Origin of the sequence: uncultured Campylobacter sp., from assembly GCF_937997595.1 — a bacterium.
GTDB lineage: Bacteria > Campylobacterota > Campylobacteria > Campylobacterales > Campylobacteraceae > Campylobacter_B.
The window spans coordinates 1-10,798 of record NZ_CALKTS010000011.1; the positions used below are offsets into that span (position 1 = coordinate 1).

General features: G+C 44.9%; 10 protein-coding genes and 1 pseudogene. 1 reads left to right on the forward strand and 10 read right to left on the reverse strand.

What is annotated here, in order from left to right:
• The 8 genes and pseudogenes from Q0614_RS00520 to Q0614_RS00555 all read right to left on the reverse strand — a co-directional run.
• Positions 1–190, reverse strand: a pseudogene (locus Q0614_RS00520) (hypothetical protein); the annotation flags it as partial.
• 15 nt (positions 191–205) lie between these two features.
• Positions 206–691 carry a hypothetical protein gene (locus Q0614_RS00525; RefSeq protein WP_298785751.1) on the reverse strand — a complete coding sequence of 162 codons (486 nt, stop codon included), beginning with the start codon at positions 689–691 and terminating at the stop codon, positions 206–208.
• A 444-nt stretch (positions 692–1,135) separates the two neighbouring features.
• Complete coding sequence (locus Q0614_RS00530) at positions 1,136–1,822, reverse strand: lysophospholipid acyltransferase family protein (protein WP_297949040.1); 687 nt, start codon at positions 1,820–1,822, stop codon at positions 1,136–1,138.
• Positions 1,803–3,095 (reverse strand): SH3 domain-containing protein, encoded by a 1,293-nt coding sequence (locus Q0614_RS00535; RefSeq protein ID WP_298785753.1) that lies wholly within the window; start codon positions 3,093–3,095, stop codon positions 1,803–1,805. Before Q0614_RS00535 ends, Q0614_RS00530 begins: the two co-directional genes overlap by 20 nt.
• Positions 3,089–3,754, reverse strand: coding sequence for a phosphoribosylformylglycinamidine synthase I (purQ, locus tag Q0614_RS00540; protein WP_298785755.1), 666 nt, complete (start codon positions 3,752–3,754; stop codon positions 3,089–3,091). Before purQ ends, Q0614_RS00535 begins: the two co-directional genes overlap by 7 nt.
• The gene (gene purS, locus Q0614_RS00545; RefSeq protein ID WP_298785757.1) at positions 3,751–3,987 is read right to left on the reverse strand and encodes a phosphoribosylformylglycinamidine synthase subunit PurS; all 237 of its coding nucleotides are present in this window, start codon (positions 3,985–3,987) and stop codon (positions 3,751–3,753) included. The genes purQ and purS overlap by 4 nt, the downstream gene beginning before the upstream one ends.
• A 3-nt stretch (positions 3,988–3,990) precedes the next feature.
• Positions 3,991–4,710 (reverse strand): phosphoribosylaminoimidazolesuccinocarboxamide synthase, encoded by a 720-nt coding sequence (gene purC, locus Q0614_RS00550; RefSeq protein ID WP_297882374.1) that lies wholly within the window; start codon positions 4,708–4,710, stop codon positions 3,991–3,993.
• Positions 4,711–4,720: 10 nt separating this feature from the next.
• Positions 4,721–6,010, reverse strand: coding sequence for a S41 family peptidase (locus Q0614_RS00555; RefSeq protein ID WP_298785766.1), 1,290 nt, complete (start codon positions 6,008–6,010; stop codon positions 4,721–4,723).
• A 216-nt stretch (positions 6,011–6,226) separates the two neighbouring features.
• Here Q0614_RS00555 and Q0614_RS00560 point away from each other — a divergent pair, with 216 nt between their 5' ends.
• Positions 6,227–8,836 carry an AAA family ATPase gene (locus tag Q0614_RS00560; protein WP_298785759.1) on the forward strand — a complete coding sequence of 870 codons (2,610 nt, stop codon included), beginning with the start codon at positions 6,227–6,229 and terminating at the stop codon, positions 8,834–8,836.
• Between the two features lie 704 nt (positions 8,837–9,540).
• On the opposite strand, the gene Q0614_RS00565 is transcribed toward Q0614_RS00560, so the two are convergent.
• Complete coding sequence (locus tag Q0614_RS00565) at positions 9,541–10,176, reverse strand: hypothetical protein (RefSeq protein WP_298785761.1); 636 nt, start codon at positions 10,174–10,176, stop codon at positions 9,541–9,543.
• A 67-nt stretch (positions 10,177–10,243) separates the two neighbouring features.
• Positions 10,244–10,696: a hypothetical protein gene (locus tag Q0614_RS00570; protein WP_298785764.1), complete on the reverse strand. Its 453-nt coding sequence runs from the start codon at positions 10,694–10,696 to the stop codon at positions 10,244–10,246.
• Between the last annotated feature and the right edge of the window lie 102 nt (positions 10,697–10,798).

Consider the following 10,798-nt stretch of genomic DNA (forward strand, 5'->3'; position numbering starts at 1 on the left):
CTCTTAAATAATCATGTGATATACGAATTAGCCAAGTGTTATTTTCTCGGTCTATGCACCAATCTAGTCTTTCTAGAAACCATAGACTAATTTCGTCATCATCGTATTTTTTACATATTTTGTTTATCGTTTCCAATAAACTATATTTTTCAACATCCTTTTCTGAAATACGCTCTGCTACAAACGCCACTTTATCCCCTTTTCTTTAAATTTTTGATACGAAAGTTACTCGAATATTTTCTTTAGGTACAGAGCTTGTTATAACCTCTCCTCCCTTAAACTCATTTAAAATTTCTTTTAAAATATCCACAATCTCTTGCTTTGGTATATCCCCGATATCGCTTCTTATGGATTCTAACTCATATATTATTTTAAACGGATTGTCCGTAATTTTCGTGCTAGTATTTTCGTTATGTATATTTCTTAAATCAATCTCTATATCTTTGCCTCTATAATGCAAAAGCCATATATATTCACCGCTAAATTCCATATCTCTCGGATCCCCGATAGTGATACTACGCACAGGAAAAAGCCAAATACCTCTTTCTCGATCTATGCACCAGTCTCTTGAATTTAAACTTGCGCAACTAAGCTTGCTCTGATGATACTTTTCACATATCTCATTGCACGGTTTTAGTAAATCGTATTTCTTTATATCCTCTTTTGAAATACGCTCTGTAACAAACGCCATTCTCTCCTCCTTAAGAATTTAAAATTTTAGACTGCTTGCGGGTTGCCGCCGTCTTTTGCTCTTGCGACAAATCGTTTAGCCATTTGCGCAAATGGCTAAATATACGCTAAATTTTATCTTGCCGCGCCGCGCAAATTTTAAAATTTCGCTTTTATACAGGCGCTGTTTTCTTGCGGGTCTCTCGCCGATAACTCGCCGCCTGCCGCTTAGATGAAATTTTAAAATTCCACCGCCTGTGCGCATGGATAAAATTTTAAAATTTCGCCGTCCGCGCGCACGAACGAAATTTTAAAATTCCACGCCGCTTAACACGAGCAGGTGAAATTTATAAAAAAATTTCGCCGTCGCAAATCAAAGCGCAAATAAACGCGCCGCTGCGCGCAGAAATCGCGCGAATTAACAAAAGTCGCGTTTGAATTTCATCGATAAATTTATGAATTCCGCCTATGCTTCGGCGGTTTCGTTTTCGTCGATTACGGCTTGCATCGTGTCTCTGGCGTGCTGTAGCCAATCTTTATCGCTCGTGTCGAGCAGGTCTAGGTAGATGATTTTGACGTGTCCGCTGTGGACGGTGAAATCGTGAGAGTTTGCGATGTGCTGCGTGCCGATGAGCACCACGGGCTGGACGCGCAGACCGAGCTTGCTAACGATCGCTTTGGCGCCGCTTTGGAATTGCAAAAGCTGCGTGCCGCGATGCCTAGTGCCCTCGGGAAACATCGTGATGACGCGCCCTTCACTTACGCGCTGCTGAACTTCGTGCACGATCCGCACCAGATCGCGCGGATTTGAGCGATCGACCTGGATCATCTTCGGAAGAGTGATGATTTTGCCAATAATAGGGATGTCTGCGATCTCCTTTTTAGCGATCCAACAGATATCGGCAGGATGGGTTTCTTCGAGCACGACGATATCCATTATGCTTTGGTGGTTGGCGATTACTAGCTGCGCGCGCGGATCGGGGGTACCTATGATCTGGATATCGTATCCAATGCCGTAGCGCTGGAAGCGCCCCCAAATGCGGCGAAAGCGGCGATGAGAGGAGTTTTTCACCGCCATGGCGATCACGACGCAAACGACGGTAAAAATAAACCAAATCGCGTAAAATAGCGCTCTAATCCTTGCTAAGCTCATCTTTTTTAACCCAGCCGATCTTGTTGCCGCCCAGCATGATTTTATAAAATTCCTTATTAGTGCCTAAAATTTCAACCTTTTCGGGATTTTTAGTCACGTAAAACACGGTGGAGCTTTGCATAGGCAAAATTCTAACCGGGGAATTTTGCGCGATACTGCCCGTGCCGTAAGGCCTTTGCGCATAGAAATTTACCGCCAAAATCAGCACCGCAAAGATAAGCGGCGTGATATTTTTACTAAGCAGAAACATCACCAAAAGCACGGCAGCTAGCGTGTAGATCGCGATCTGCTTATAGGCTTCGAACTTGCTCTCTTTCGGATTTAGCCCGATCTGCGTGCTAAGATCCTCGGCGCGCGGATTAAGCTCAAGACCGAAATTTTCAAATTTTTTAGTATTAAGATTGAAATAGCTGAAGTCTAAATTTGTGATATTTTTATCCACGACGGCGAAATAATATCCACTCTGACTTGCGTATGTGCCGCGTACGGAGTCCACACCCTGCTTAATAATGGCTGGATTATCGATACTAAAAGCGCTGATTGCGCCGTTTCGGATACCAAGATCGAGCGTGAGTAAATTTGAAACGTCGTCAAATTTGGTAGTTTTGTAGTTTTTAAGTTTCAGCTCGTCGGCTACGATATGCGAAAAATTAGGCTTCGTATCAAGCTTCATAAATTCCGGATTATCAGGTTTGATAGAGCTTTTTTCAAAAAATTCTCCGTTACGCTGCAGTGTCAAAACGAGCTCATTTATCTTATCGCTCTTATCGCTTGCTGCAAACCACAGCGTCGTCTCAAACATCTCGTCACCCTCAATCCACGTAAGATTGTCGGCATTAAGCCACTTCATACCATTGGTGCGGCTGATCTCTAGCTTTGGCTTAACGGTGATTTTCTGCCCTAAATACACGGCGAAGTCAATCTTAAAAATTTGATTGCAATACACCTTTCTAGGCATCCCGCTGGCTTTTAGCGTAAGCTCTTTAGGCTTAATGTCCTGATAGACCTTATCGTCGGATACGTCAAGATCGACTTCGTTAGTAGGCGCCAAAGCCTTAAGATCGTCGATGCTTAGATTATCCATCGACATAACCTCTTTTTTATTATACTTCAGCATCACCTTGGAATTATCGCGCGTCTGCGGCTCGTCTGGCTTATCCTCAGCTTTTTTCGGCGCATATTTACTTAGATCGTCAAGCGAATCGATCTCAATCTCCGGCGCAGCAAACGCAAGCGTGCAGACACCTAAAATAGTAAGAATTCTTTTTAGCAAATTAAGCCTTTTAGCATTTTCTCTCCGTCCGTGCCGCCCAAAATAGGCTCTATCGCGCGCTCAGGATGCGGCATCAGGCCGAAAATCTTTTTGTTTTTATCGCAAATCCCGGCAATTGCGTCCACTGAGCCGTTCGGATTTAGATCCGCGCCATTTTCGTCGCAATATTTTAGCAACACGCAATCCTCGTCGTATAGCGACTTTAGCATATCCGCAGGCGCATAGTAGTTGCCCTCGCCATGCGCAATCGGGATATTTAGAATTTCGCCTTTGTCGCAACAGTGCAGAAATTTATTATCGTTTGAAACGACGCGCAAATTGTGAAATTTTGAGATAAAGCTTAAATTTATATTTTTATTCATCGCGCCTGCGAGCAGCCCCAGCTCCAAAAGCATCTGAAAGCCATTACAGATGCCTAGAATATAGCCGCCGCGCGCAGCATGAGCGAGAACCGCCTTCATCACCGGGCTAAATTTGGCAATAGCCGCCGTCCGCAGATAATCTCCGTGGCTAAAGCCGCCGGGAAGCACGATCAGATCGGCGTTTATGTCGGTTTTTTTATGCCAAATTATCTGCGTTTCGCAACCAAGCTTATCAAAGGCGTATTTGGTGTCGCGCTCGCAATTCGTGCCGGGGAAATTGACGATCGCTACCTTCATAGCACGATCTCGTAGTCTTCGATGACGGTGTTTGCCAAAATTTCATCGCACATCTTGACAACTTCGGCATAAATTTTATCCCTATCCTCGCCATTTATATCAAGTACGATCTGTTTGGCTACGCGCACATCTCGCACGCCGCTAAATCCAAGCGAAGCGAGGGCGTGTTTGACCGCCTTGCCCTGCGGATCGAGCACGCCCTCTTTAAGTCTTACGTTTACGATTACCTTCATCGCTTATCCTAAAATTCTACGCAAGACCTCTTCGTAGGCCACTTTTACGCTACCAAGATCCTGTCTGAATACGTCCTTGTCGAGCTTTTTATCGGTCTGTTTGTCCCAAAAGCGGCAGCTATCAGGGCTGATCTCGTCTGCAAGTAGGATATTGCCGTCCTTATCCCTGCCAAGCTCGATTTTGAAATCCACGAGCTTTAAATTTCGCTCATCAAAAAATTTAATCAAGATTTCATTGATCTTGCGCGCGATCTTTTTGAGCTCGTCAAGCTCGCTTTGGCTCTTTACGGCGCCAAGCAGCAAGCAATGCTCGTCGTTTAGGATCGGATCGCCCAGCTCATCGTCTTTGTAGCAAAACTCCACCAGTGTAAACGGAAGCTTTGTGCCCTCTTTGATGCCCAGACGCTTTGTAAGCGAGCCGGTGGCGATATTACGAGCGATGATCTCAAGAGGGAAAATTTTACATTTTTTCACTAGCTGCTCAGTCGGGCTGATCGTCTCTACTAGCGCAGTGGCGATGCCGTGCTTTTTAAGCAGATCAAAAATCAGCGTCGAAATTTTGCAATTCAGCGCGCCCTTGCCGCTCTCTTCGGCTTTTTTGACGCCATTAAACGCCGTCAGCGAATCTTTAAATTCCGAGATCAAAAGGTCGTCACTTTCGTTAACCGACCACATCTTTTTGCCCTTGCCTTCGTAGATAAGCTCTTTTTTGGTAGCTTGCATCACACTCTCCTTACTTGATGTTTAGAATTTTTATCGCGTCTATTGCGGTTTTTAACTGGATATCGTTATTAATCTGCTCTGCGGTGATGAAATTTTTCTCATCCTTTTTCTGAGCATCTTTTTTCTTGGTCTCGACCTTGGCTAACTCGCCTTGCAGGTGCTTTTTGAGATCGGCTTCTTTTAGCGAGAATTCATCCTCGTCGCGGCTCGGCACCTTGCCCGGCGCCACTATGAGATCAGGCGTCACGCCCACCGCTTGGATAGTGCGACCACTTGATAGATAGTATCGCGCTATGGTAAGCCGCAGAGCCTCTTTATCCTCTATCGGCAGGATCACCTGTACGCTTCCCTTGCCGAAGGTGTTTTCGCCGACGACTACCGCGCGCTTTAGATCCTGAAGCGAGCCGCTTACGATCTCGCTCGCGCTTGCGCTGCCGCCATTAACCAAAACCACGAGCGGCAGATCGGTGATCTTCTTTTTAGGATCGGCGTTGTGCGCTTCGGTCTCGTTTTTCGCGCGCCCTTTCTGCGAGACGATAAGTCCCTTGCCGACAAATAAATTTACGAGTCCGATCGCCTGATCCAAAAGCCCGCCCGGGTTATTTCGCAGATCCAAAATAATGCCTTTGGCGTCTTTATGCTCTTTTATAAATTTGCTCGCGTCCGCTACCACGTGCTGATCGAAATTCGTAACGCGCAGATATAAAATTTTACCATCCTCGATCATCTTGGCATAGACCGATTCCACTTTGATTATATCGCGGATAATCTCGACGTCGAAAGGCTTGCTAACTCCCTTACGCACGATCGTTAGAGTGATTTTGGTTTTCGGCTTACCGCGCATTTTTGAGACCGCATCGTCGATCGTGATGCCGAAGGTCGCGTTGCCGTCGATACGCAAGATCACGTCGTTAGCCTGAATGCCTTTCTTATCGGCAGGAGTCCCCTCGATAGGCGAGATGACGGTTAGAGCGCCGTCTTTCATGCCCACCTGAATTCCAAGCCCACCGAACTCGCCCTCGGTCTGAACTTTCGTATCGTTAAAAGCCTTTTCGTCCATGTAGCTTGAGTGCGCGTCGAGGTTATTCATAAGCCCCGAGATCGTCTTGTCCACAAGCTCCGAAAAGGTCATCTCATCGACATAATTGTTTTCGACGATCGCAAGTGTTTTGGTAAGCTTAGCTAGTGCCTCCAGACGCGTTTTTTCGCTGTCTGGCTTTTTGGTTGCGTTGACCTCTCTGGCTTGTAAATTTCCGGTAAAAAAACTGACGCCTAAAAATAGAGAAAATATGAATCCCAAGCCGAAGAAGAGGTGTTTTTGTCGCAAAGTTTATCCTTGAAAGTAAAATGGAGTGAATTTTATAGAAAATTGGCTAAAAATAAGGTAAATTTTATACGAAATTTGCGCGTTTACGGATAAATTTAAGGCGAAAATTTTAAAATCTCACTAAAAAATCTTGACATAAATACACTAAAGTTATATAATGCCACCAACTTCAACTTTAGGAGAAAATTTATGAACGAAACTATTGAAATTTTAACCGATAAAATGCGCTCCGTGCTCGAAAGCAGCGTTTCTTTAGCGATCCATTCCAAAAATAGCGAAGTGGGCGTATTGCACATGCTCTGGGCTTTGGTAGCCGACAGCGGCTCGGTGCTAAATCAAATTTTTAATAAATTTAGTATCGAAAAGACCGCGGTCGAGCTCGAGATCAAAAGCGAAATTTCAAATTTGCCGACCAGCTCAAACGTTACGAAGGAAAACGTGCGAATTTCGCGCGAGCTGATGAACTCGCTAGAGGTCGCAAAAGGGCTGATGACGAGCTCGGGCGATAAATTTATCGCCGTAGATACCTGGCTGATCGCAAATTTAAACGCAGATCCGCTAAAGAAAATTCTATCTAAATTTGCAGATCTTAGCGAGATCAAAAAGGAGCTTGAGGCGCTTCGCGGCGGCAAAAGCATCGATTCGCAAACCGCCGACGAGACGCTTGAGGCGCTTAGTAAATTCGGCGTCGATCTCACCGCCAAGGCGATCGCGGGCGAGCTCGATCCGGTCATCGGCCGCGACGAGGTGATCTCGCGAATGATGCAAATTTTAATCCGTAAAACGAAAAACAACCCGATCCTGCTTGGCGAGCCGGGCGTTGGAAAAACAGCGGTCGTCGAGGGTCTTGCGCAGCTGATTGCAAAAAAAGAGGTACCGCTCAGCCTGCAAAACAAACGCGTCATAGCGCTTGATATGAGTGCGCTGATCGCTGGCGCGAAGTACCGCGGCGAGTTTGAAGATAGACTCAAAGCCGTCATCAACGAAGTCGTAAAAGCCGCGAACGTCGTGCTTTTCATCGACGAAATTCACACCATCGTGGGCGCGGGCGCAAGCGAAGGCTCGATGGATGCCGCAAATATCCTAAAGCCCGCCCTTGCGCGCGGCGAGCTACATGCGATCGGCGCTACGACGCTGAAAGAGTACCGAAAGTATTTTGAAAAAGACGCCGCGCTTCAGCGCCGCTTCCAGCCCGTAACGGTCGCGGAACCTAGCGTAAGCGAGGCTACGGCGATCCTGCGCGGCATAAAGGAACGACTAGAGGTGCATCACAACGTCACCATCACCGATAGCGCGCTTGTGGCGGCTGCAAGGCTAAGCGACCGCTACATCAGCGACAGGTTCTTGCCCGATAAGGCGATCGATCTCATTGACGAAGCGGCAGCGGAGCTTAAAATGCAGATCGAAAGCGAGCCAAACGAGCTTGCCAAGGCCAAGCGCGACATCCTCACGCTTCAGGTCGAAAAGGAAGCCCTTAAGATGGAGGATGACGGCAAAAATGACGAGCGGCTCGCGCAGATCGACAAAGAGATCGAAAATTTAACCGAGCAGAAAAACGCGCTTCAGGCTAAATTTGAAAACGAAAAGTCCGTATTCGGCGGCATCAGCGAGGAGAAAAAGGCGATTGACAGCCTCAAAAACGAAGCTAGCCTAGCAAGACGCAACGGCGATCTTAGCAAGGCTGCCGAGATCGAATACGGCAAGATCCCTGCCGCGCAAGCAAAGGTTAAGGAGCTTGAGGCGAAGTGGGACGCGATGAAAGAAAACGGCGTGCTTTTGCGAAACCGCGTGGACGAGGAGAGCGTGGCTGAAATTTTAAGCAAATGGACGGGCATCTCGGTAAGTAAAATGCTCTCCTCCGAAAAGGAGAAATTCCTCCACATCGAGGAGCATCTAAAAGAGAGCGTCGTGGGGCAGGATGAGGCGCTGCACGCCATCGCTCGCGCCGTCAAGCGCAATAAAGCAGGGCTCGTGAACGAAAACCGCCCGATCGGAAGCTTTTTGTTTTTAGGCCCTACCGGCGTCGGCAAGACCGAGAGCGCAAAGAGCTTAGCTAGGTTTTTGTTCGACGACGAGCGAGCTATGATCCGCTTTGATATGAGCGAATATATGGAAAAACACAGCGTCAGCCGCCTGCTCGGCGCGCCTCCTGGATACGTGGGCTACGACGAGGGCGGGCAGCTTACCGAAGCCGTGCGCAGAAAGCCGTATTCAGTGCTGCTTTTTGACGAGATCGAAAAGGCGCACAAGGACGTTTTTAACATCCTGCTTGGAATTTTAGACGACGGACGCGCGACCGATAACAAGGGCGTTACGGTCGATTTTAAAAACACGATCATTATCCTAACGAGCAATATCGGCTCGGCTAAGATTATGGAGCTTGACGCCAAAAATGCGGATAAGCCGCGCGAGATCGCGCTTGCCGAGCGAGAGGAGGCGGTAAAGAGCGAGCTGAAGAATTATTTCAAGCCCGAATTTATCAACCGCCTGGACGATATCGTGATCTTCAACGCCCTAAGCGAGGACGATCTTATAAAAATCGTGGGCATTATGTTTAAAAGCCTGCAAAAAACGCTAGCAAATCGCGGCATTAACGCAAGCCTAAGCGAAAATGCCAAAAAGCTCATCGCCTCGGCGGGCTTTGATATCGAATACGGCGCAAGACCGCTACGAAGGGCGCTCTACGATCTGGTGGAGGATAAGATCGCCGATATGATCCTAAGCGACGAGATCAAAACGGGCGATCGGATCGAAATCGGCGCGCGTGACGGCGAGATCGAGATAAAGAGAGTGAAGTAAAATCGGGCGGAATTTATCCTGCAGGGTAAATTCCTCGCTTTGGTGGAGTAAATTTGGCGAGGTAAATCTAATACTTTATTAATTAATATAAATTGAGCGGGTAATCTATCCCCTTGGGAATTGAAACCGATGCAAAGGAAAGGGAGAGGGCTAGACAAAGCGCGTAGAATTCCATCCCGTTGAGAATTGAAACAACGCTTATCTTTTTCCGTTTTTTCCCAAACTTCAGTAGAATTCCATCCCGTTGGAAATTAAAATGCTCTATTTAAAATTTCATTTTTCCCTCTCGCATAGTAGCATTCTATAGAATTTACCGAGCCGAATCCTACCCGATAAAATTTTTACTGAATAAAATTCTGGGCTTTAAATTTTAAAATTTATTGAGTGTAATTCCGCATTTCAGAGCTTAGAATTTTAAATTTAAGAAGCAGCGACTTCAAGCTGCGTGGTTCGAAACACGAGGATTTTAGATTATAAAATTTAAAAAGGCGGGCAGGATTAGAATTTTAAAATTCGAAGTCGATGATCGAAATTCCAAACCTCGAAACTTGAAATTTCAAATCTGAAGCGGGGGCAAATTTTAAGGTCATTTCAAAATTTGCCCCTTTTAAATTCACATATCTCGAACTCTATTCATAAAATTTTACATATTAATTTACGCAAAAATTTGGTCAAAAAAAGATGATCTCATAAACTTATCCGCATTAAATTTTATCTCTTCTTTTTAGAATAAAAACCGCCACGGACGCGATTATTAGCGACGATAAAGCGCTTATAATCATTATGCTAAAATTAAAATTTGAGCGATCAAATAGATGACCCAACCAAGTAAAACCCGCTTTTGCTAGGATTATCACAGCTAGCGGATAAGCATAAAATAAACTTATAAAAAATGCAGATGCGGCGGATATTTTATCCAGCAGAATAAAAGCCTTTATTTTGGAAAATACAAAACAGCAGATGATTAGAGGCAAAATTACCGTCGCGCAAAATAGATACAATACCATAGCGCCGAAAATATCGCTTTCGCTATCGCTCGCCTCTTCACGCCACGTTAGTTCAAAAGCTTTTAAAACGATAGAAAACGGATGCGCGATATCATAACCGCTATATTCCGCCAAAAAAACCGCATCTATGCTGGCAAATATAACGCCCAGGCAGTCTATAGTAAAAAAGAGCAAGGCGATCCAGAATAAAATCCTCACCCCTTTTAGCTCAAAACATTTTTTAATGAACTCTTTTATCACCCTAGCCCCTAATTTATAGCTTTTAAGATCAATTTGGCTTTTATCGCGTTTCATTTCGGCGCTTTTAAACTCTTTATCGTGATCTCTCATCAAATTTAAGCCTCAGCTACGCTAAATTTTAAAATTTACCGAGCTGAACTCTGATCGGATAAAAAACTATTTATCCTTTTCTTGCATCTATCAACGTGACTTTATAATTCTCACCTTGCTTATATAATCCATCAAGCCCAAATACTATAAGTTGCTCTTTTAAAAGCGAAAAAATTTCGTCTACTGATATTTTTTCGCTACCATTTGGCGCTATTGACAATACTTTCCAGACTTTATCATATTGGATGCCTGAAACTTTTTCATCTAATCCATAATCAAGAACGATGTCAAATATATCACCTTTATAATAGAATTTCCACATTGCTTTTGATAGATATGCGTGGTCTATCTCTGGATCATTAAATAATTGAGTTTTCATAATCCAACAATCCAGTTTTTTATCTATAACCCAACTCTTATGACTTGGTAGTGTTTTATATAATGGATTGTACTTATAGTAAATATCACTAAGTCCATACTTCTCATCATCCTCTTTGGTGATGATCGCATTTTCAAACGCCATCTTCTTCTCCTTAAAATTTAATGTTTAAAAATTATATCTACAACGTGTTTATATTCGCTTATATGCTCGTAGATATCGCCTTCGCTTTTAGTGCCCAGCTTT

What these genes read in the sequence shown, in the direction of transcription:
- Q0614_RS00570 (WP_298785764.1), bottom strand. Translation starts at nt 10,696, where the DNA reads ATGGCGTTTGAAAATGCGATCATCACCAAAGAGGATGATGAGAAGTAT.
- purQ (WP_298785755.1), bottom strand. Translation starts at nt 3,754, where the DNA reads ATGAAGGTAGCGATCGTCAATTTCCCCGGCACGAATTGCGAGCGCGAC.
- purC (WP_297882374.1), bottom strand. Translation starts at nt 4,710, where the DNA reads ATGCAAGCTACCAAAAAAGAGCTTATCTACGAAGGCAAGGGCAAAAAG.
- Q0614_RS00525 (WP_298785751.1), bottom strand. Translation starts at nt 691, where the DNA reads ATGGCGTTTGTTACAGAGCGTATTTCAAAAGAGGATATAAAGAAATAC.
- purS (WP_298785757.1), bottom strand. Translation starts at nt 3,987, where the DNA reads ATGAAGGTAATCGTAAACGTAAGACTTAAAGAGGGCGTGCTCGATCCG.
- Q0614_RS00530 (WP_297949040.1), bottom strand. Translation starts at nt 1,822, where the DNA reads ATGAGCTTAGCAAGGATTAGAGCGCTATTTTACGCGATTTGGTTTATT.
- Q0614_RS00560 (WP_298785759.1), top strand. Translation starts at nt 6,227, where the DNA reads ATGAACGAAACTATTGAAATTTTAACCGATAAAATGCGCTCCGTGCTC.